At 42.6% G+C, this 20,551-nt stretch carries 20 protein-coding genes and 1 pseudogene; 12 read left to right on the top strand and 9 right to left on the bottom strand.

Annotated elements, in window-relative coordinates:
* The first annotated feature begins 702 nt into the window (after window positions 1-702).
* Window positions 703-1,053 (top strand): pentapeptide repeat-containing protein, encoded by a 351-nt coding sequence (locus tag NWP21_RS05825; RefSeq protein ID WP_280791952.1) that lies wholly within the window; start codon window positions 703-705, stop codon window positions 1,051-1,053.
* Between the two features lie 101 nt (window positions 1,054-1,154).
* The gene (locus NWP21_RS05820) at window positions 1,155-1,892 is read left to right on the top strand and encodes a creatininase family protein (protein ID WP_280791951.1); all 738 of its coding nucleotides are present in this window, start codon (window positions 1,155-1,157) and stop codon (window positions 1,890-1,892) included.
* Between the two features lie 174 nt (window positions 1,893-2,066).
* Here the strand turns inward: NWP21_RS05820 and obgE are convergent, their stop codons facing one another.
* Window positions 2,067-3,095, bottom strand: a complete 1,029-nt coding sequence (gene obgE, locus NWP21_RS05815; RefSeq protein WP_280791950.1) for a GTPase ObgE — start codon at window positions 3,093-3,095, stop codon at window positions 2,067-2,069.
* A 531-nt stretch (window positions 3,096-3,626) separates the two neighbouring features.
* On the opposite strand from obgE, the gene NWP21_RS05810 reads away from it, so the two are divergent.
* The gene (locus NWP21_RS05810) at window positions 3,627-4,757 is read left to right on the top strand and encodes a glutamate--cysteine ligase (RefSeq protein ID WP_280791949.1); all 1,131 of its coding nucleotides are present in this window, start codon (window positions 3,627-3,629) and stop codon (window positions 4,755-4,757) included.
* Between the two features lie 54 nt (window positions 4,758-4,811).
* Here the strand turns inward: NWP21_RS05810 and NWP21_RS05805 are convergent, their stop codons facing one another.
* Window positions 4,812-6,647, bottom strand: a complete 1,836-nt coding sequence (locus NWP21_RS05805) for a penicillin-binding protein 2 (RefSeq protein WP_280791954.1) — start codon at window positions 6,645-6,647, stop codon at window positions 4,812-4,814.
* A gap of 97 nt (window positions 6,648-6,744) precedes the next feature.
* Complete coding sequence (locus NWP21_RS05800) at window positions 6,745-7,434, bottom strand: hypothetical protein (protein WP_280791948.1); 690 nt, start codon at window positions 7,432-7,434, stop codon at window positions 6,745-6,747.
* A gap of 430 nt (window positions 7,435-7,864) precedes the next feature.
* Here NWP21_RS05800 and NWP21_RS05795 point away from each other — a divergent pair, with 430 nt between their 5' ends.
* The 4 genes from NWP21_RS05795 to glgB all read left to right on the top strand — a co-directional run bounded on the left by NWP21_RS05795 (window position 7,865) and on the right by glgB (window position 11,994).
* A complete protein-coding gene (locus NWP21_RS05795; RefSeq protein WP_271733974.1) occupies window positions 7,865-8,032 on the top strand; it encodes a hypothetical protein in 168 nt (55 codons plus the stop codon).
* Window positions 8,033-8,387: 355 nt separating this feature from the next.
* On the top strand, window positions 8,388-9,062 hold the full coding sequence (locus tag NWP21_RS05790; protein ID WP_280791947.1) for a glutathione S-transferase family protein: 675 nt from the start codon (window positions 8,388-8,390) through the stop codon (window positions 9,060-9,062).
* Window position 9,063: 1 nt separating this feature from the next.
* Complete coding sequence (locus NWP21_RS05785; RefSeq protein ID WP_280791946.1) at window positions 9,064-9,393, top strand: hypothetical protein; 330 nt, start codon at window positions 9,064-9,066, stop codon at window positions 9,391-9,393.
* Between the two features lie 309 nt (window positions 9,394-9,702).
* Window positions 9,703-11,994 (top strand): 1,4-alpha-glucan branching enzyme, encoded by a 2,292-nt coding sequence (glgB, locus tag NWP21_RS05780; RefSeq protein ID WP_280791945.1) that lies wholly within the window; start codon window positions 9,703-9,705, stop codon window positions 11,992-11,994.
* Window positions 11,995-12,055: 61 nt separating this feature from the next.
* Here the strand turns inward: glgB and NWP21_RS05775 are convergent, their stop codons facing one another.
* Complete coding sequence (locus tag NWP21_RS05775; protein ID WP_280791944.1) at window positions 12,056-12,712, bottom strand: DUF3386 domain-containing protein; 657 nt, start codon at window positions 12,710-12,712, stop codon at window positions 12,056-12,058.
* A gap of 102 nt (window positions 12,713-12,814) precedes the next feature.
* On the opposite strand from NWP21_RS05775, the gene NWP21_RS05770 reads away from it, so the two are divergent.
* Window positions 12,815-13,480 carry a LuxR C-terminal-related transcriptional regulator gene (locus tag NWP21_RS05770; protein WP_271733961.1) on the top strand — a complete coding sequence of 222 codons (666 nt, stop codon included), beginning with the start codon at window positions 12,815-12,817 and terminating at the stop codon, window positions 13,478-13,480.
* Between the two features lie 7 nt (window positions 13,481-13,487).
* Here NWP21_RS05770 and hisB read toward each other — a convergent pair whose 3' ends face one another.
* A complete protein-coding gene (gene hisB, locus NWP21_RS05765) occupies window positions 13,488-14,138 on the bottom strand; it encodes an imidazoleglycerol-phosphate dehydratase HisB (RefSeq protein ID WP_271733963.1) in 651 nt (216 codons plus the stop codon).
* A 144-nt stretch (window positions 14,139-14,282) separates the two neighbouring features.
* Entirely contained in the window at window positions 14,283-15,059 is a 777-nt protein-coding gene (fabI, locus tag NWP21_RS05760; protein ID WP_280791943.1) for an enoyl-ACP reductase FabI, read from the bottom strand.
* 375 nt (window positions 15,060-15,434) lie between these two features.
* Here fabI and ntcA point away from each other — a divergent pair, with 375 nt between their 5' ends.
* The 3 genes from ntcA to NWP21_RS05745 all read left to right on the top strand — a co-directional run bounded on the left by ntcA (window position 15,435) and on the right by NWP21_RS05745 (window position 18,173).
* The gene (ntcA, locus tag NWP21_RS05755; protein WP_271733965.1) at window positions 15,435-16,106 is read left to right on the top strand and encodes a global nitrogen regulator NtcA; all 672 of its coding nucleotides are present in this window, start codon (window positions 15,435-15,437) and stop codon (window positions 16,104-16,106) included.
* A gap of 189 nt (window positions 16,107-16,295) precedes the next feature.
* Window positions 16,296-17,681 (top strand): DUF3084 domain-containing protein, encoded by a 1,386-nt coding sequence (locus NWP21_RS05750; RefSeq protein ID WP_280791942.1) that lies wholly within the window; start codon window positions 16,296-16,298, stop codon window positions 17,679-17,681.
* Between the two features lie 48 nt (window positions 17,682-17,729).
* Window positions 17,730-18,173 (top strand): pre-16S rRNA-processing nuclease YqgF, encoded by a 444-nt coding sequence (locus NWP21_RS05745; RefSeq protein ID WP_271733967.1) that lies wholly within the window; start codon window positions 17,730-17,732, stop codon window positions 18,171-18,173.
* 25 nt (window positions 18,174-18,198) lie between these two features.
* On the opposite strand, the gene NWP21_RS05740 is transcribed toward NWP21_RS05745, so the two are convergent.
* Complete coding sequence (locus NWP21_RS05740; RefSeq protein ID WP_271733968.1) at window positions 18,199-18,462, bottom strand: DUF3146 family protein; 264 nt, start codon at window positions 18,460-18,462, stop codon at window positions 18,199-18,201.
* 87 nt (window positions 18,463-18,549) lie between these two features.
* On the opposite strand from NWP21_RS05740, the gene pdxH reads away from it, so the two are divergent.
* Entirely contained in the window at window positions 18,550-19,197 is a 648-nt protein-coding gene (gene pdxH, locus NWP21_RS05735; RefSeq protein ID WP_280791941.1) for a pyridoxamine 5'-phosphate oxidase, read from the top strand.
* Between the two features lie 7 nt (window positions 19,198-19,204).
* Here the strand turns inward: pdxH and NWP21_RS05730 are convergent, their stop codons facing one another.
* On the bottom strand, window positions 19,205-20,017 hold the full coding sequence (locus NWP21_RS05730) for a DUF3153 domain-containing protein (RefSeq protein ID WP_280791953.1): 813 nt from the start codon (window positions 20,015-20,017) through the stop codon (window positions 19,205-19,207).
* Between the two features lie 297 nt (window positions 20,018-20,314).
* Window positions 20,315-20,551, bottom strand: a pseudogene (locus NWP21_RS05725) (hypothetical protein); the annotation flags it as partial.

Genomic DNA, 20,551 nt, shown 5'->3' with positions numbered 1-20,551 from the left:
AAGCTATCCATTACCCGGATCTTTCTTAACATTCGTGAGAGCGATCGCTCGCAAACCCCCAAACCTTAATCCTCCGTTGATGATTATCAATAAAATAAGGGTTTTATCAAGAAGAATAAGGTACATTTTGTCAAGAGTAGGGAAATTTTCAAGCGTTGAAACCGTGGCCACATAAATGTTTCAAGATTGTTAAGAAAAATGTGGGTAATGAATAGCATTAAAAGGGGAGGGTTAGGGTGGGGTAAAACAATAGTTGATACACTAATCATGAGTTTCTAATATATGTTTGTTATTTAAGTAAAAGTAGGTAAGTAATTAGAGGTATTTTGTGAGGACAGTGTCCCTGAAACAGCCTCTAGGCGGGCTTAAAAGGAACTCAATGACAATAACTATATATTATATACAGCATTTACCATGCTCGTGATCTAAAAAATTTTTGAGTTTTAGAAAACAGGGAATAGCGAACAAATTGGTCTGTACTTCATTAGCCTCAAAGAGGCTTTATAATTTATTGCCATCAATTATTAATAACAATTGTTATTGCTTTTTTATGATTATCCTGAACATAATTTCAGATATTGCTCCTGTTGTTTGATATAAAAGTTATTTTTTATTCTTCTTTCAAAAAATACTTGTATTTTGAATATATATAATTTCCCAAGTTAAAATGCAAGTATAACTAACAAGCATCAAAAGTTGATCATGCTAACTGAAGATAATTTAGAAGGTCTGCAAGAGGTTGTGGCAATTTGGAATGAGTGGAGGCGGAAATATCAAGGTGCAGAAGCTAACTCCTCTGGCGCCAACCTGATTAACGCTAACCTAAGTTACGCAAACCTAAATGGGGCTGACTTACATCGCGCTAACTTGAGAGGAGCTAACTTAAAAGGGGCGAATCTGAGCGGGGCGAATCTGAGCGGGGCGAATTTATCGCAATCAAACACAATGGCGGCAAACTTCCATAACGCCACTCTGACAGATGCTTGTATCCAAGACTGCAATTTTCATGGTGCGACAAAACTAGATGCAGCAATTTGTGAATATTTTCATTGAGAATTAGCTGCGGATCTGATATAAATTCTCATCCAGTACTAGAGGAATTTTCTAAAATGCTAGTAGAAATTGGATATTCCTAAACTAAATTATCTCACACAATGTTACTACATTTAAGCACCTGGCAAGAAGTTGAAACCTATTTACAAGAATCTCAGGGTATTATTATCCCCATTGGCTCCACAGAACAACATGGACCCACAGGCTTAATTGGTACTGATGCTATTTGTGCAGAGGCGATCGCTGGTGGCGTAGGTGAAGCAACTCAAGCAATGGTTAGCCCTACAATCAATGTGGGCATGGCATTACATCATACCGCTTTTCCCGGTACAATAAGCCTACGTCCAAGTACATTGATTCAGGTAGTCACAGACTATATTACTTGTTTAGCTAAAACTGGTTTTACTAAGTTCTATTTTATCAATGGACACGGTGGTAACATTGCCACCCTGAAAGCTGCATTCTCAGAAACCTATGCGCACTTGGAAAATTTGCAGATTAGCAACGCCCAATGTCAACTTGCTAACTGGTTTATGTGCAGTTCTGTATATAAACTTGCCAAAGAATTATATGGTGATCAAGAAGGTGCCCATGCTACCCCCAGCGAAGTAGCCGTTACCCAGTATATTTATCCACAATCTATTAAAAAAGCATCTCTGACACCAGAAGTTGCTATTGGACATAAAATTTACAGTGCAACTGACTTCCGCAGACGCTATCCAGATGGACGCATGGGTTCAAATCCGGCTTTAGCAACACCAGAACACGGTCAGCAGTTTTATGATTTGGCGGTGACAGAACTCAGTACAGGATATTTAGAGTTTTTGAAAGCCGAATAGTATCGCTAGTCGTTAAGTTTACATGGTGGGTTACGGCGCAGTGGCAAATACATATATTTATATGTTTAATTTTATGCCTAACCCACCCCTGATGGTTACTACAAACTCTTATATTTTGCGTCCCTTACCCATGACTGTTCTTTACATCTTTGTATTGAGCTTAAACACTGGCCTTTACCGCAAAATCTCTACCTCTTCAGTCACATTTATCTGGTCAAGGACTCCCCAAACTTGCTGTAACATTGGTTCTAACCCAGCGCGGGTAACTGCGGAGATTAAGAACACAGGAGAAAGGGAAAGGTGATGAAGTTGAGCCGCTACGGCTTCTAAATCCACTGTGTCCCTGTCCACCGCATCAATTTTATTCAGCGCTAAAATTTGGGGACGCTTTGCTAAACCTCGTCCATAGGCTTGCAACTCTTCCTTAATTATCTTGTATTCACCAATCACATCTTCGCTAGTTGCATCAATGAGGTGTAGCAGAACCTTTGTGCGTTCAATGTGGCGCAAAAAATCGTATCCCAAACCCGCACCCTGAGAAGCACCTGCGATTAAACCGGGAATATCGGCAAAAACAGTACCATCACCAGTAGGTTTTCTGACTACACCCAAATTAGGGATGAGAGTTGTAAAAGGATAGTCAGCAATTTTGGGACGTGCGGCTGATAGAGATGAAATTAGCGTAGATTTACCAGCATTGGGTAAGCCAATAATTCCTACTTCCGCCAAAAGTTTTAACTCTAGGCGTATTACCTTCATTTCTCCTGTGAGTCCAGGTAAAGCATATTCTGGGGCGCGGTTACGGTTACTCAGAAAATGCTGATTTCCTAGTCCACCTTTTCCGCCTTCAGCAACCCGAAAACTTTGTCCAGGATCAATTAAATCACATAGCAAAGCCCCAGTACTGGCATCATATACAGAAGTACCACAGGGAACTTCGATGATTAAATCCTTACCATTAGCCCCGGTACAGTTATTTGGACCACCACGTCCACCATTATCAGCTTTAAAAAGATGCTTGTATCGAAAGTCCAGCAAAGTTTGTAGGTTAGTATCCACAACAAAAATCACCGAACCGCCTCGTCCCCCGTTTCCACCAGATGGACCCCCTGCTGGTACGTATTTCTCACGTCGGAAGGCGACGATACCATCCCCACCTTTACCCGCTTCAACTTCGATTACCGCTTGGTCAATAAATTGCATAATTTAGTTATTTATCATTCGTCATTGGTCATTAGTCCTCTGGAACGTTACCAATTGATTTCAGGTATCCGTTAAGAGTTATAGTTCATTGCTTGTTAGCTTTCATACATCTGTTAACAGGTTACGATTATATGCTGCTATCACCCAGTGCTGATTTTTTTACAAAGGCGCCCTAGCTATTTTGACGAAAAGACTATTTCTTTGATAACTTCCTGTTCATAAACCTTCTGCTATATTCCCACCAATGTTATCTGCTCAACGAATTATTTATTTACCTCGTGTATCTTGGTCCAATGGCTGCCAAGCATTAACCATTTTCCAGACAATTGATCAACCCGTAATTTTAGAAACCTCCCACTTGACTAAACTAGCAAATTCCCAGACTCCAAATTAACATAAATTTCTAGTACAATTTACTACAAATTTGATAAATTAATTAATGGAAAAGTATCTCGGACAGATTACTACATACATAATATACAAGTAGCAGTAACCTAACTAGACAGCCCAACTAACTGTAATCAAGTATACATGAAAGTTTATTTTGGCATTGAGCATGAAGTCGCTTTCCTCAACCACGAAGGAAAATTTGCTGATTTTTCCCAAACTAAATTCTCTGACTTTAATCAAATTGTCGAAAAACTGCCCACATACCCCAACGATTATTCACAATTGCGCGTTGGCGATGCTGGTATTCGGCAAAAGAGATGGTATATTGAGGGTTTTGAAAGATTTGCTAATTCTGAAAAGGTGATAGACTGTATACCCAAAGGTATCGAAATCAGAACCACTATCCACTCTGATATTTCAGGTGCTTTAACTGAATTATCAGAAAGTTTTCAATTACTGCGTGAAGTGGCTGCTGGCTATGGTTTTTCACCTGTCTTAACTAGTTTTAACCCCTATAAGACTGTATTTGAACCTCAACCACCTTTAAATGATTATGAACTCCAACAGTTACAGACTTATCCTGATGAACAAACCGCCAATATTTACATGGTAACTTATGGTCCGGATTTAAATATCTCAGTGCCAGATTTACCAATTGAAAATGTGATTGATATTGGCAAGAAGTTAACCTATTATAGTCCCTATATCGTTCCTTTTAGTTATAGTTCTCCTTTTTATAATGGGGGATTATGGGATGGTTTGTCAGTCAGAACTTTTGTCAGAACGGGAAAAAGATCGGCAGCACTGGTGTTTGTCGAGAAGGAAGAACAACTCATTAATAGCGTGCCATCATTGACAAAAATCGCCCGTATTCCTGCTGAAGTGGGACGCATTGAATTTAAAGCTTTTGATAGTTGTGATGACTTTTCTATCTATGGGGGGTTGTTGGCATTATTGAAAGGTTTGATCTTGGATAAAAGTTTACCAGGTAGAGCAATTAGGCCTAACGCGACTTTACACCAAATCTCTGCAAGAAAAGGCTTTGATTATCAAGATATTTGTGCTAATGCTACACAGCTTTTACAAGTAGCTGAGGTTTCCTTGAAGGATGATTCAGATGTTCAGTTATTAACACCATTAAAAGATATACTAGCAAAGCGCAGAACTAAATCCCATGAACTAATAGCCGCTTACCAAAGTGTCGGTTCAATTGAACAAGCACTGCAAAATACCTACGCCCACCCTAGCATAGGGAGTAGGACAAATGAATAACCTCACCTGTAGGGGCAATTCTATGAATTGCCCCTAGATAATTTAGTCTTTTATTTAGGAATTTGTATTGGTTGACTGACTGGGTGGGATACCTTCAATGGTAATCAACCCCTCAATTACAGTTTTGACGATTGGTGCAGCCACAGTAGAACCATAAGCATTTGTGCCTTGTGGCTCATCCACTACCGCAAAAACTACATACCGGGGAGATTCTACCGGTAAAATACTTACGAAGCTAGTTATCCGCGCATTTGGGAGATAGCCACCATTTGGACTCGCTTTTTGAGATGTACCGGTTTTACCACCAATGCGATAACCCGGAATTTTGGCATTACTACCAGTACCTTCTGATACTACAGTTTCCATCATTTCCACTACCTTTTGAGTTGTGGTTGCTGAGAAAATTTGGCGTGTTGTGGGCAGATCAGGCGCATAATGCATCTGGCCTTTACTGTCCACCAACCCTCGCACTACATGGGGTGTGACTAATTTACCCCCATTGGCTAAAACGCCATGCATTTGCACCAACTGTAACGGTGTTAAAGCAAAACCTTGCCCAAAGGATGTAGTTGCTGGTTCAATGGGTGAACTGAGAAACTGTCTTGAACCTTTGAGCCGTCCCCCCACTTCAAAAGGCAAATCTGTATCGACTGTTTCCCCTAGCCCCAAACGTTCTAGCCAATTGTAATAAACTTGTGGTTGTATGCGTTCAATGATCCGCACCATGCCAATATTGCTAGAAGTTTGTAATATCTGTGCAATGTTAATATTGCCATAACTCTTGTGACCTGCATTTCTAATCGTGTGCTTACCTATTTGAATAGAACCGGGATCATTAAACACATCATCTGCTTTAATTACGCCATTCTCTAGGGCGATCGCCACATTCAAAGGCTTAAAAGTCGATCCCGGCTCATAAAGATCAGCTACTGTCCAGTTTCTAAATAGGGAAATATCAGCACTAGAGTATTCATTGGGGTTATAGGTAGGATAGGAAGTCAGAGCTAGTAAAGAACCGTCTGAAGCATCCATAACAATTACCGCCCCACGTTTAGCCTGAAACTTCTCTACCTGTTTTTCTAGAGCAGTACCGGCGACCCTTTGCAAACGGCTATCAATAGTTAATTGCAGTCGCAGGTCATCGAAATTTAAAAATCCTTCCGGTGCATGAATTGGTAGAAGTCTACCATTACCAGCCTTACTCAGCCGCGCTGTCTGCGGGGAACGTTCTAATAAATTCTCTTGACTGTATTCCACACCAGCCTGACCCTTACGATCAAGATTGACGTAACCCACCACGTCCGCAACCACATTCTTTTGCGGGTAATATCGGGAGTATTGTTGAATCAATTCCAAGCCATTTAAGCGCAATGATCTCACACGCCCAGCACTTACTTCGGGTAAGCCGGAAGCAAGTGTAATCCCACTCCTGCGGCTTTCAAAAGTTTTCACCAATTCAGCCGGGGGTTTGTCGAGTATGGGAGCGAGTTGTTCTGCCATTTGTTTATTAGACTGACCAAACAGCTTAGGATGGGCATATAAGGTATATACAGGTCGGTCAACAGCTAATACACTATTAGTGCGATCTACCACTAGGCGACGGGGAACGAAAGGCCGTAAATTCACCATTTGCTGGTTACGCGCCTTCTCGGTTAACTTTGCTCCCTGGATAATCTGCAACTGATATAAATTAATAGCCAACCCCAAACCTGCGGTCATTAATATGGCCCAAACCACGAACAGCCGGGGTCTGGTATTGGATATCTGGTCTTGAGGATTAGAGATGAACCTAAACCTCTGCATAAATGCTAGGATAGGAAACTTTCCTCGCCTTCTAAATGCTGAATTTTGAAAATTTCTCAATTTTAGTTTACCGGGTGACTTCTGGATTTACCTGCTCAGTATTAGTTATCGGTTATTGGGAACAGCCGGATTCCCCTAAGTGCATCATTCAGGTTTGAAATCCTGTACTCCCGCTTTGATAACTCTAATATCCTAGTGGTAAGGGAGTGTTTTGCGGCTTTTCCATATTTAGTGCTGTGCCAGGGGGTGTAGCATCAGAACTAGAAGATGGAGATGCTGCGGGCAAAAAAATTGTTCTGGCTGGTGTTGGTGACACTAGCGCAGTGGCTTCGTCTTGTGCTTCTTCAGCCATTTTGTTCTTGAGGGTAGCGTTAGTTGTGGTTAACTGCCGTTCATAAAGTTTCAGGTTTTGTAGCCTGTTATATTCCTGACTCCACAGTTGTTGAGAATATACTATCCAACCATACACAAATAAAGTTGCTGCTACCAAGAAAAACGTGACTACGGAGGAATAACGATGTGATGTGTACAAGCGCAGTAACCAAAAAGGTCCAGAGCCATAATTAGGCATCACGGGTAAGCTACCTTCCCCTAGCTTCTGATTTTTCTGGGTTGTTCTATTTGATTGACTTTCCACCCGTGAGACTCGTTGTTTAGCAACTTCAGGTAATGGATGAGTCGTAGAAACCGGCAACTTCTTGACAGCACGCCGTTGTCTTTTTGAGGATCTTGGCAAAGGTACATCTACAAGTGTAGATGTACTCCCAGAGGTTGATCCTAGAGGGATGGGAGGCCCATCCCCGTTGGATGGGGTAGGATTGATTCGGAACCAAAGACCTGTTTTGGGAACAGCCGATTTACGCACAACAGCCATATATGTTTTTAGATGGAAAATACAGTGTTTTAAACCTTTAGCCTGTTTGTCCTCAGGCGACAATCCTCGTGTGATACTTCACTGCACTAATGATGGCATTAGCTGGGTATTGTAATACCTGTCACTGGTAGGCAGCAATGTGCCATTTCCAGTATGGCAACACAAGGCAGCAAGGCACAAGAGCCTTGTAAAATAAAGAATTTTCATCTGATGTCTTGTTTGTCCGCCTTGATTTTGGCTATCTGCTGACTGGAGTCCTGAAGCAGAGAAATTAATCACCCTCCTGCATCATCAATCAGCCTCAAAAAATCAGCCGAAAGTATTGCTTTTGAAAATATCAGCACAAGACATTTCAAAAATTAGCAACAAATAGGTTATGTTATACAACAGGCTATTTTTTTATTGCCATTTTCTGGTGAAAGAGGAGTTTATGTTGAAAACAAAAATCTTTGGTTTTGTTCTAATGTTAGGGTTGGCTGCGGTTCTTGGAGCCTGTGAGCCTGGGACTGAGCCTGAAACTCCACCAGCGACTCCCACTCCTGGTGAACCCACTGACGGTGCTACTCCAGCCCCCGCACCCGGTACCAATCCCCAATAAATTTTGACTCAGTAAATCACCCCAAGAAAATTACTAAATAGTATAATTTATGACTAAACAAAGTTAATTTTTTTGGGGCGGTTACACAACATCTTTTTGTCAAATAGACTGAAAACTTTAGTTAAATTAGCAGGTAAAGGGCACTGGTTAATATAATTGCAACTGTAACCAAGTTTTATGGTGGTGGCTTACAGAAAAGTTATAATGTCTATTAATCAGTTATTTCTGCAACTTATTTAGTTGGTAATTTACGTAAGTCATACTCCTGCTATAGTCCTGAAATAAACATAGTTTCTTGGCAAGTTGCATATCTAAATGCATAAAAGTAATCCTCATGGCGGGGCAAAGTAGCTTTATGTTGCTACTACAATTTAGTACATCCCATTACTGTCGCAAAGCTCGTCTGGCGCTGGGCTATAAGCAAATTGATTATAAAACTGAAAATCTGACTCCTGGGTGGCATATCCTGCGAGTTAGGCCGCTAACAGGTTTGAAGACTTTACCTGTGTTGTTACCACTTGAGGGTCAACCCAATGCGATCGCTGACTCTACCGAAATCTTAAAATTTCTGGAAACTTATCAACCACAACCGTCCTACTTCTTACCTGACCATGAACAGCAGACAGAAGCGTGGATGTTAGAGGATTGGTTGGATGAAAGCATTGGTACAGCCACCAGGTTTGTATACTATCAGTTCCGGGCTGGGGAAGGCAAGGAAATTGACCCTTCACTGGTTAGTCAGATGGTAATTTCAGTAGTCCGCCAACAATATGGTATCAACCAAACTACTGTGGAATTGGCTAAAAAGAGACTTGCTATTGCCTTTTCAGAGTTATCTATTCGCTGGCAAAAAAATGACTACTTAGTAGGTAATCAGCTAAGTGTGGCAGACATTAGCGCAGCTGCCTTGCTGAGTCCTTTAGCACTGATTCCTGAGTATCGTCAAGGATATCCCTGGTTATTTGAGCGCATTGTGCAAGTCCACCAACTGTGTCATGAACCATTAGCACCAGGGTTGAGTGAGGGTTAGGATGAAGGTAATCGGGAGAAAAAAAATAGTATTTTGGCTTGTGGGTATTAGTACTACCCTTTTTTTGGGCTGGAGTGGCCATTGGGGAACAAATGCGATCGCATTACCCCCACCCGAAGATATACCAGAAGAAATATTGCGGAGGGAAATTATTCTAGACGCGCGATCGCCAGTGGACGGTAAACCCCTGAATCCTGCCGAATACGCAGAACTACAAGAACAGCTACAAGTAATTCCTCCACCCAAACTCAATGCCGATTTACGACAAACCATTTACCTGATAAGGTTACGTAAGGCCTTACTGCAAATTTTCCCCTTCTTAGATATTTGAAGGAATTATAACGAAAATACCGAAAAACCTTGATAACCAGGCGCATATACCCCTATTTAAATAGTGGGGATCAAGGCACACTTTTCTCACTTATTACTAACTTTAGGTAAATTTGAGCAGATTTTGAGTGACAGTCGTTAAACCCCAATCTGCAGTGACCATTCTGATGTAGGATAACGGTGACGACAAAATTACAAATAAATTTAGAACCATAAATTTAGTTCTTTCTGGGGAAAACCCAGATCTACTCTCTAGGGTCAGCAATGGGAGTAACTCACTCAATTACTGTATTCAAATCTAGGTAGCTTCATGTCTATGACCACAATTATCCCAGAACAGGTTAACCGTATAGTTGGGAATCAGCATCACGATCCCTTTGAAATACTAGGTTCTCATTGCATAGAACAAAATGGCAAAAAAGTCTGGGCTGTGCGAGCCTACCTACCAAATGCGACTGCAGCATCGGTAATTCTTCCTGAGGAGCGTCAGGAATACCCAATGGAGACAGTACATAATCCACATTTTTTTGAATGCATAATTGAAACAGCGGAACTGACAAACTACCAGTTACGAATTAAAGAAGGTGAGCATGAGCGTGTCACCTATGACCCTTACGCCTTCCGGTCTGCAAAATTAACAGACTTTGACTTACATTTGTTTGCCGAAGGCAATCATCACCGAATATACGAAAAAATGGGAGCCCATCCCACAGAGATCAACGGTGTTAAAGGTGTTTATTTTGCCGTTTGGGCTCCCAATGCTCGTAATGTTTCCTTGCTAGGAGACTTCAATCTGTGGGACGGGCGTAAACACCAGATGCGCAAAGGCTCCACCGGCGTTTGGGAGTTATTCATTCCCGAAATCGGCGTAGGAGAGCATTACAAATATGAAATTAAAAATTTTGAAGGGCATATTTACGAAAAATCCGATCCCTATGCTTTCCAACAGGAACCCCGTCCCAAAACTGCCTCCATTGTCACTAATTTAAATACTTACACTTGGAGTGACCAAGACTGGATGGAAAAGCGTCGTCACACCGACCCCCTGACCCAACCAGTCTCCGTCTACGAAGTGCATTTAGGCTCTTGGTTACACGCTTCTAGTTCAGAACCAGCCAAATTACCCAATGGTGAGACAGAACCCGTAGTTATAGTTTCAGAACTCAAACCAGGCGCACGCTTCCTCACCTATAGAGAACTAGCAGACCGACTGATACCCTATGTCAAAGAATTGGGGTACACCCATTTAGAACTGCTACCCATTGCGGAGCATCCCTTTGATGGGTCTTGGGGTTATCAAGTAACTGGATATTATGCCCCCACTTCACGTTTTGGCAGCCCCGAAGATTTCATGTATTTTGTTGACAAATGCCACCAAAACGATATTGGTGTAATTGTCGATTGGGTTCCCGGTCACTTTCCTAAAGATGGTCATGGTTTAGCTTTCTTCGATGGTACTCACCTTTATGAGCACTCCGACCCGCGCAAAGGAGAACACAAAGAATGGGGTACTTTAGTTTTCAACTACAATCGCCACGAAGTTAGAAACTTTCTAGTAGCTAATGCCCTCTTTTGGTTTGATAAATACCATATTGATGGTATTCGCGTTGATGCTGTGGCTTCCATGCTTTACCTAGACTATTGCCGCAAAGCAGGAGAATGGCTACCTAACCAATACGGCGGTAGAGAGAACTTAGAAGCCGCAGATTTTCTGCGTCAAGTTAATCACATTATCTTTAGCTATTTCCCTGGTGTTCTTTCCATTGCAGAAGAATCCACTTCCTGGCCTATGGTGTCCTGGCCTACCTACACAGGCGGACTAGGGTTTAATTTAAAGTGGAATATGGGCTGGATGCACGATATGCTGGACTACTTCAGTATGGATCCGTGGTTCCGCCAGTTTCATCAAAATAATATTACCTTTAGTATGTGGTACAACCACAGTGAGAACTTCATGCTGGCTTTGTCCCATGATGAAGTGGTACATGGTAAGAGCAATATCATCGGCAAAATGCCCGGTGATACATGGCAGAAGTTAGGGAATGTGCGTTGTTTATTTAGCTATATGTTTGCTCACCCAGGCAAGAAAACAATGTTTATGAGCATGGAGTTCGGCCAATGGAGTGAGTGGAATGTCTGGGCAGATTTGGAGTGGCAATTATTACAATATCAAGACCACCAACAATTAAAGCAGTTTTTCCAGGATCTAAACCTTCTCTACCGTTCTGAACCGGCTTTATATACTCAGGATTTCGCCCAAGATGGCTTTGAGTGGATTGATTGTAGCGATAACCGTCATAGTGTCGTTTCTTTTATCCGTCATGACAAGGATTCTGATGATTTCATTGTGGTGATTTGCAACTTCACTCCCCAACCACACTCTCACTACCGCATTGGTGTACCAGAGGAAGGATTTTATACCGAGTTGTTTAACAGTGATGCCCGTCCCTATGGCGGCAGTAATATGGGTAACTTAGGTGGTAAATGGACTGATAATTGGTCTTTACATAGTCGTCCTTATTCCCTCGATTTATGTCTACCACCGTTGGGTGTGTTGATGCTGAAGTTGGATCGGCACAAAACATCTCAGGGAATGGTATAATACGTTCCCCTTGAAAGGAAATAAGAAGCGATCGCTTCTTATTTCCCTTGAAAACTTCAGCTTAAACCGCAACGGGTGACAAAAGTTGAATGTTGGAGAAGACAAACTCTTGAGTGGAAATCTTTCCATCTGTTTGAGTGCGAATCTCCCGACGATTTAAAACAAAATATGCGCCAACTTTTTCATATTCATCGGTAAACTCACTTCTCCCACCTTTTTGTTGCCCTGTTTTGGGATCGTGGTATACAGAATCATAGGTATGGGACAAATAACCCGCCCCAGTGTCATGGCTGCTAAAAGTGTTAATTGTCACAAAAGTACCGTGAATTAAACGGTGGACGTGGCAAACCTCATTATTGCGAACCTTATATTTATCGCCTTCAGATTTACCACCCACTAAAATTTCAGTTGCACCAGTCTCGTCAGTGTCTCCATAGCTGAATTTATTCTCACTGTGAGTGTCCTCAAAGCTGCGACGGACGCGGTGAATGGCAATTTCCCACGCCTGTCCGTGAATGGCTTTCTTTGCTTGCTCATCTTCTACCCCCAACACTTCCGCCTTGAGGTTAGCATCGATGACAACTTGACCTGTAAATAGTTGGTCATCATATTTATAAGTAATATCTGCGCTATAACCGGGAAAACTCTTGTCCCAAGTGTAGCGATTTTCATAAGCAGCCCGGAAAAGTTCCTGAGCGGAAAGTTTTGTAATTGTCATCTACTTCTCCCAGAGTGACTAGCTATATTAGCGTTTTATCTTGGCTGGTATTAGCATAGAAGTAAATATGAAGCTTCGCATAGTCCCCAAGTGGGTACACTTATGCCTAATTCTCTTTCCCTTATATTTCAAGCGATCGCAAATGTCAGCAACGAGCAGGAACTACGAGTGGCGCTCATGGATAAAATTGGTGAGTATTTTGGCGTCCAACATTGCGGGATCTATCTCATCAATGAACAGCCAAATGCGGTTAATGTTCAGGCCATTCCCGCCGTATGTATGGAAAACAATCCAGTTGGTCGTTATGTAGTGGAACGACACGCTCCCGCCCATGAACAATTAATACTATCACCAGGAGATTGGAAACATTTCTGTCCCCGTCATGACCATGAACACGTGATGACTGGGCCAATTGTTTGCGATGGTCGTCTAGTGGGGACATTAAACTTAGCTCGCGATCAAGGGACTGATCCCTTTAATGGCGATGACTTAGCTGACTTAAGCGCTTTGTGCATTCATTTATCAGCAAAACTTGCCACTCTCAGAGCCAAAGAAGCAAAAATATCCAATTCACTGTTAGTCAGTCCCTTAACCGCGCGTGAGCTAGAAATTGCCGAGTTGGTAGCACAGGGGTTAACCAATGCCGAAATTGGTGAACAACTCTGGATCACACAGAATTCTGTCAAGCAAGCTTTAAAACGGATGTTTCGTAAGCTTGGTGTTTCAACTCGTACAGAAATGGTCGCAAAACTACATTTTATCTGCTAGTTAACTCCTACAGAATACCCTTAGAACTGGGAATGTTACCAGCCCGACGGGGGTCAATTTCCACCGCCATTCGGGTTGCTCTGGCAAAAGCTTTAAATGTTGCCTCAATAATATGATGGGAGTTAATGCCATCAAGTTGACGAATGTGTAATGTCATTTGGCTATGGTTAACCAATGCTACAAAGAATTCCCGTACTAGTTGGGTGTCATAAGTTCCCACTCGCTGGGTGGGAATTTCCAAGCCATAACTCAGATGAGGTCTGCCAGAAAAGTCCAGCACCACTTGCACTAAAGCTTCATCCAATGGTGCCAGAAAATTACCAAAACGAATAATACCTTTCCTGTTACCTAGGGCTTGACTGAAAGCTTGCCCTAAAGTGATACCCACATCTTCATTCGTGTGGTGATCATCAATTTCCCAGTCTCCCTGAGCTTGGACATTTAAGTCAATCAGCCCATGGGAGGAAATTTGATGCAACATATGATCTAAAAATGGAATCCCAGTTGCTGCTGTGCAGATGCCTGTACCATCCAAGTTAATAGTAACTTTTATATCAGTTTCGCCAGTGGTGCGATGAATCGAGGCTATGCGAGCAGTGTGAGTCGAATTAATTTGGCCTTGGAGTGAGTCCTTACCGAAGGTATCGCTTGTTTGCATAGGTGGAGAATCGGGAATGGGGAATGGGGAAATCACAGACCCTATGGAGGGCGCATGACTGATGAGTGATGCTTGGTGACTGTATTTTGTCGGTTAACCGCCAACCGTCAACCGTCAACCGTTAACCTTAACAATGATTAATTATTACATTCCCATGATTTCATATCCTGCATCTACATACAAAACTTGTCCTGTAATGCCACTGGCTAAATCGCTAGACAAGAAAGCAGCAGTATTGCCCACTTCTTGCTGAGTAACAGTGCGTCGCAGGGGGGCTACTTCTTCTACATGATGAATCATATCTAAAATTCCGCCTACTGCCGAAGATGCTAATGTCCGTATCGGCCCGGCGGAAATAGCATTCACCCGAATGTTGTCTGGTCCGAGTTCAGCCGCCAAATAACGTACACTAGCTTCTAAGCCGGCTTTAGCTACTCCCATGACGTTGTAGTTAGGAATTGCCCTGACACCACCCAGATATGTGAGGGTGATGATACTACCCCCTTCGGTCATCAGCGGTTTAGCCGCACCGCTTAACTGCACTAGTGAGTAGGTGCTGATTTCTAACGCTGTTTTGAACCCAGAACGTGAGGTTTGGCTAAATCCACCGGTCAAATCCTCTCTGTTAGCGAAGGCCAGACAGTGGATGAGAATGTCCAATCTTCCCCACTGATTCTGAACTGCTTCAAAGGTAGATTTCACCTGCTCGTCATCTTGCACATTACAGGGAACAAATAAGCTGGGGTTGAGAGGTTCTACCAGTTCGGCCACCTTTTTCTCCATCTTGCCTCGCTCATCTGGCAGGTAGGTAATACCCAAGTTAGCTCCGGCTTGATGCAGTTGTTGAGCAATCCCCCAGGCAATGGAACGGTTATTGGCAATCCCTGTAACTAAGGCGTTTTTTCCAGTCAGATTCAGCATAGAAATTGTGAATGAGATCAATCATTAGGAGCATACTAGAATCTGCGCCGAGTTGGTCTTGGTTTGGCACATCATTTGCAGAAATGATCATTTAGGGGACTGTTTTCTCAAAACTTTGTCTAGATAATCCTGAATATATTCTCAAGATATCGTGAATTTTTGGGCGAAAAACCTGATGACCTTAACTGTGTAAGTACTTATAACAACTACTAGCTAAAAACATGAAAAATTATGTATCATTATGAACAAATAACCATGAAGTTATGGGTTTGAGTATAGGAATGTACAGAAAGGTTGACGGTGCTTTATTGATTTTTCAGGTGTATTCTTAGGTAATCAGTTTTTGTTTTTCCGGCATTGGGTAGGGGAAGGGAGATGATCGTGACACAAGATAAAGCCCTAGCAAATGTATTTCGTCAGATGGCGACCGGAGCATTTCCTCCAGTTGTAGAAACATTTGAACGCAACAAAACAATATTTTTTCCCGGCGATCCTGCTGAACGAGTTTATTTTCTTTTGAAGGGTGCTGTGAAACTTTCCAGGGTATATGAGGCAGGAGAGGAAATAACGGTAGCACTGCTGCGGGAAAATAGTGTTTTTGGTGTGTTGTCATTACTGACGGGAAATAAGTCTGATAGATTTTACCATGCAGTCGCATTTACGCCTGTAGAGTTACTGTCAGCCCCCATTGAACAGGTGGAACAAGCCCTTAAGGAAAATCCAGAATTATCAATGTTGATGCTGCGAGGCCTATCTTCGCGGATTTTACAGACAGAGATGATGATTGAAACCTTGGCTCACCGGGATATGGGTTCGAGATTGGTGAGTTTTCTGTTAATTCTTTGTCGTGATTTTGGTGTTCCTTGTGCTGATGGGATTACGATTGATCTGAAGTTATCTCACCAGGCGATCGCTGAGGCAATTGGTTCAACTCGGGTAACGGTCACTAGGTTATTAGGGGACCTGCGTGAGAAACAAATGATTTCTATCCACAAAAAGAAGATTACGGTGCATAAACCTGTTACCTTAAGTAAGCAGTTCACTTAAAATCAATCGGGGGAGGTGGAGTGGCAAGGGTTGTGTTATTCAAAATTACACCCATTGGGGATAAATCGAAAATTCTCAGTAGTTTCAGCTATTGCCTATCTGTCTTCCCCTACAAGATCATCCTTGAAAGTAGTAGGCTGTATCTGGAAGCATTATGCATCCGGCACACTACGTGAACGGTAGCTGAAGATGACCACCGGGTACATCCTGATCGCGGCAATTTTAATTTTGGGGGGCGTAATTGCCACCGTGGGCGATCGCATTGGCACACGAGTTGGCAAAGCACGTCTCTCACTATTTAACCTGCGTCCAAAAAAAACGGCTGTACTAGTAACTATATTTACTGGCGGCTTAATTTCGGCTTCAACATTAGGGATCTTATTTGCTGCTGATGAAGGATTGCGGCAAGGGGTATTTGAGCTAGAAGATATTCAAAAAGACCTGAGAAACAAGCGGGAACAGCTCAAAATTGCCGAATCGGAGAAAAGCCAGGTAGAGGTTGAGTTAAGCACAGCTAGAATTGAACAAACTAAGGCGGAGCGACAGTTGCAGGTAATTAATAAATCCTTACAAGCAGCTAACGCTAAACAAAAAGCAACACAAACTCAACTTCAACGTACCCAAACCCAGCTAGGTGAAGTAGTAAGTCAGTATCAAAAAGCTTTAACTGAACTGCAAAGGGTTTACGATCAAAGACAAACATTGCAGCGGGCTATTGCACAACTAAGGGGAGAACGACAACGACTTTATGCCGAAGCTAAAACAGCAATAGAAGGGCGCGATCGCAAAATTACCCAACTTGATGCACTGATCAAAAAACGTAATCAAGAAATTGCTGCACGAGAGCAAGTAATCGCCACAAGGGAAGCCCTCCTCAAAGAATTAGAAAAACAACAGAATTTTTTAGAACAAGAAGTCGCAAGGCTAGAAAAGTATTATCAATCATACCGTGACCTACGTCTGGGCAAACTCGCACTAGTTCGCAATCAAGTCCTGGCTGCGAAGGTGGTTCGCGTTAACCAACCCAGTGCAGCCCGTGAACTGGTAATACAACTGTTGCAAGCAGCTAACCAGAATGCCAACATTCAATTAACTGAACCCGGGGAAAATCCTACAAATAAACAGCTGATCGAGGTTAGCCCACAGAGGGTAGAACAACTGAGCCAGCAGATTAGCGATGGTCGAGAGTACGTTGTGCGAATTTTCTCGGCGGGGAATTACGTTCGCGGAGAAAACCAAATAGAATTTTTTGCGGATGCAGCCCGGAATCAACTAGTGTTTTCCGAAGGCGAGGTACTAGCCACCACTACTGCTGACCCCAAAAAGATGACATCCTATCAGCTGTCCCAAAGATTAGATTTGCTGATTTCCGCTTCGGAATTTCGGGCCCGTAATGCTGGAATTGTGGAGGGTTTGTTAAGAGAAGGTACTCATTTACGCTTTTTCTTACAATTGAGACTATATGATCAACCTTTGGAAATTAAAGCGATCGCTCTGGAGGACACTTATACAGCAGGTCCTTTAAGAATCAGGCTTTTAGCAATACTAAACGGAAAAGTAATTTTTAACACCTAAAAAAAAATAATTAAATCAAGCCATCGATGGAATTTCAACTTATTGATTATGACTTTTAGTGAATTTTCACCCACACAACCAGTCATCTTAGGCTTCGACCCCGGTAAAGATAAGTGTGGTCTAGCAGTCATGGGACTAGATAGACAATTGTATTATCACCAAGTTGTAACTGCACAAAAGGCCATCCCTACCATTGAAACCCTACGTCAACAGTTTCCCGTTTCCTTAATGGTCATGGGAAACCAAACCACTGCTAAACAATGGAAACAGCAATTGCGCGAAGCACTGGTAGAGCAGCTGAGTATCATTTTAGTCGATGAGCGCTACAGCACCCTAGAAGCACGCGATCGCTATTGGCAGATGTACCCCCCCAAAGGGCTAACAAAACTAGTCCCCCAGGGTATGAGACAGCCACCACGACCCATAGATGATATTGTCGCTCTGCTCTTGATTGAACGGTACTTAAATCGCCTAACCACTAATGTTGATTAAGCGTTGACTAACCAATAACTAATAACTAAAGTTCAGCCCTAATAGTAAAAGCATAATCTCCCCCCGGCTCTAACTGATAATCCTGTTGTTCTAAAAAACGACCAAGAGGTTCTTTAATCAAAGCGCGACCTTGGGAAGGCTTAACAGAAAGTTCTCCTCGGCGAAAATGCCATTGGAAATACCACTCGAAGTTACCTGCACTGACTTCACCCTCAAGAAAGCCGAGTTGCCACGATTGACGGATAATTCTGACATGGGCTGTAGTTTCTGGAAGACGTTTGGCATTCACAATGCTTTGTGTTACTGGTGGAATTAAAGCCCAATCAATAGGCTACTTCTTTTATTTAGCAAACTTATCTAAAATATACAAACTCACATGGACAAGACCGTAGCTGATCTTCGCAAAGATTACACCTTGCAAGATTTGAGCGAAACCGAAATTAACCCCAATCCTGTGATTCAATTTCAAAAATGGTTTGAACAAGCACTAGCAGCCCAACTTCCTGAACCCAATGCTATGACTCTGGCCACAGCTACACCAGACGGTAAACCTTCAGCACGAATGGTACTACTCAAAGACTTTGATGACCAAGGCTTTGTTTTATTCACTAACTACAATAGTCACAAAGGACAAGAACTAGCAGCAAATCCCCAAGCAGCTTTAGTATTTTGGTGGGCAGAATTGGAACGCCAAGTCAGAATTGTGGGGACTGTAGAGAAAATTTCCCCAGAACAGTCTGATAGCTATTTTGAGATGCGCCCCCCTAATAGTCGTTTGGGTGCATGGGCTTCTAATCAAAGTCAGGTAATTGTTGGTAGGGAAGTTTTAGAGCAACAACTGCAAGAATTCCAGCGCCAATATCAAAATCAGGAAGTTCCTAGACCACCTCATTGGGGAGGCTACCGAGTCATTCCCACAGAAATTGAGTTTTGGCAAGGTCGCCCCAGTCGCCTGCATGACCGATTGCTCTATACTCGCTGCTGGGATAATAGCAGTTGGAAAATTGAGCGCTTGTCTCCCTAAGAATGTCCTAATCTGTGACTGGTACTTTAGTACTAGATGTAAACTGAACTCTGGGATCTGGCATGAAACTGTATCTCACATAAATTCCTCCCCAGATGAACAGGATAATTAACAAACTACCAATACCCAGGGGATTAGGTAACCAGAAAACTACTTCTATATGGGTTACCTGACCTGGTGGGATCTGCCATACTAATTCCCTGCCTTTTTTCTGGGGTGGGATAGCAGTTTCGTTTTGTTCAATATTTCTGGCTCCCCAAGGGGTATTTAAACTAAAATTGAGTTCTAGAATTGATTCAGTATCCGATAACACGTTACCTCTACCGGCAATTAAGGAGAGCGATCGCAAGTCCAAATCATAAATTAATCGATTCCTGACTAACAAGACAAAATTGTTTTGATCTATGAATAAATTTGATTCAATTTTCGGTGGTGCTGACTCCGATGTTTGCTGGACACCTTCAGCTTTCTCATTGCCACGAGAGTTAAAAAAATCATTAAATTTCTCTTGCAACTCTTGACCATTACTGAAGGGAATTTTCACAATAATTTCGGATGCGGAAATTCGTTGGCTTTTACCATCTAGTTGACGGGCGCGACGTTCTATGCTACCTAACCATTCAGATACAGAATCGGGACTAAAGCTAGTGAGTCGTTCTCCCAGTTTAATATGCTGTACTATTTCGCCACTGTTGGAGTGATTAAAATTCACTCCCGCATCGTACTCTACACACCCAGTCAACAGTAGTGATGTCAATATCACCAGCCACAAGATGGGATTTTTAATGGCAAATATCTGACGAATCAGACTCCTACCCATTAGCTTGACTACCAAAGCCATTTTTACTAATGCAAAACTTAATGCTCTAGTCAAGTTCACGAAAATCTTGTTCAAAATAGGATGATTCATATAACGGTTGACTGTTGACTGTTGACTGTTGACTGTTGACTGTTGACTGTTGACTGTTGACTGTTGGCTGTTGGCGGTTGGCGGTTGGCGGTTGGCGGTTGGCGGTTGACTGTTGACTGTTGACTGTTGACGGTTGGCGGAAGGGCGATCGCCTATGGTCATGCGATCGCTCCTCAGACCAGATGCTAAGATATTCTATTGAGTAGTCTAGGGTAAATTATCGGGGTCAATGCCCTGGGATTGTAAATAGGCTCTGAGTTTTTCCTTGGCTTGTCTTTCCGCTTCAGCGCGTTGGCGTTCCTGCTCAATCTTCTCCACCGCCCATGGTAATACATTCCCCTCCTGATCCCACCATCTCAACCAATAGCCACTGCGTCCCCCCTTTTCTCCTCTCCAAGTTCCTAAAAACAGCCCCATACTCTCTACCCAGTGACGCCCATTTTC

This window comes from Anabaenopsis sp. FSS-46, from assembly GCF_029891665.1.
In the GTDB taxonomy this organism is placed as follows: domain Bacteria; phylum Cyanobacteriota; class Cyanobacteriia; order Cyanobacteriales; family Nostocaceae; genus Anabaenopsis; species Anabaenopsis arnoldii.
The sequence above is the reverse complement of the archived record's forward strand: the minus strand, read 5'-3'. Positions and strand labels throughout refer to the sequence as shown.

Bases quoted from the DNA above. Each gene is read 5' to 3' on its own strand.
- NWP21_RS05825 (WP_280791952.1), top strand. From the start codon at position 703: ATGCTAACTGAAGATAATTTAGAAGGTCTGCAAGAGGTTGTGGCAATT.
- NWP21_RS05820 (WP_280791951.1), top strand. From the start codon at position 1,155: ATGTTACTACATTTAAGCACCTGGCAAGAAGTTGAAACCTATTTACAA.
- obgE (WP_280791950.1), bottom strand. From the start codon at position 3,095: ATGCAATTTATTGACCAAGCGGTAATCGAAGTTGAAGCGGGTAAAGGT.
- NWP21_RS05810 (WP_280791949.1), top strand. From the start codon at position 3,627: ATGAAAGTTTATTTTGGCATTGAGCATGAAGTCGCTTTCCTCAACCAC.
- NWP21_RS05800 (WP_280791948.1), bottom strand. From the start codon at position 7,434: ATGGCTGTTGTGCGTAAATCGGCTGTTCCCAAAACAGGTCTTTGGTTC.
- NWP21_RS05795 (WP_271733974.1), top strand. From the start codon at position 7,865: ATGTTGAAAACAAAAATCTTTGGTTTTGTTCTAATGTTAGGGTTGGCT.
- NWP21_RS05790 (WP_280791947.1), top strand. From the start codon at position 8,388: ATGTTGCTACTACAATTTAGTACATCCCATTACTGTCGCAAAGCTCGT.
- NWP21_RS05785 (WP_280791946.1), top strand. From the start codon at position 9,064: ATGAAGGTAATCGGGAGAAAAAAAATAGTATTTTGGCTTGTGGGTATT.
- glgB (WP_280791945.1), top strand. From the start codon at position 9,703: ATGTCTATGACCACAATTATCCCAGAACAGGTTAACCGTATAGTTGGG.
- NWP21_RS05775 (WP_280791944.1), bottom strand. From the start codon at position 12,712: ATGACAATTACAAAACTTTCCGCTCAGGAACTTTTCCGGGCTGCTTAT.
- NWP21_RS05770 (WP_271733961.1), top strand. From the start codon at position 12,815: ATGCCTAATTCTCTTTCCCTTATATTTCAAGCGATCGCAAATGTCAGC.
- hisB (WP_271733963.1), bottom strand. From the start codon at position 14,138: ATGCAAACAAGCGATACCTTCGGTAAGGACTCACTCCAAGGCCAAATT.
- fabI (WP_280791943.1), bottom strand. From the start codon at position 15,059: ATGCTGAATCTGACTGGAAAAAACGCCTTAGTTACAGGGATTGCCAAT.
- ntcA (WP_271733965.1), top strand. From the start codon at position 15,435: ATGATCGTGACACAAGATAAAGCCCTAGCAAATGTATTTCGTCAGATG.
- NWP21_RS05750 (WP_280791942.1), top strand. From the start codon at position 16,296: ATGACCACCGGGTACATCCTGATCGCGGCAATTTTAATTTTGGGGGGC.
- NWP21_RS05745 (WP_271733967.1), top strand. From the start codon at position 17,730: ATGACTTTTAGTGAATTTTCACCCACACAACCAGTCATCTTAGGCTTC.
- pdxH (WP_280791941.1), top strand. From the start codon at position 18,550: ATGGACAAGACCGTAGCTGATCTTCGCAAAGATTACACCTTGCAAGAT.
- NWP21_RS05730 (WP_280791953.1), bottom strand. From the start codon at position 20,017: ATGGGTAGGAGTCTGATTCGTCAGATATTTGCCATTAAAAATCCCATC.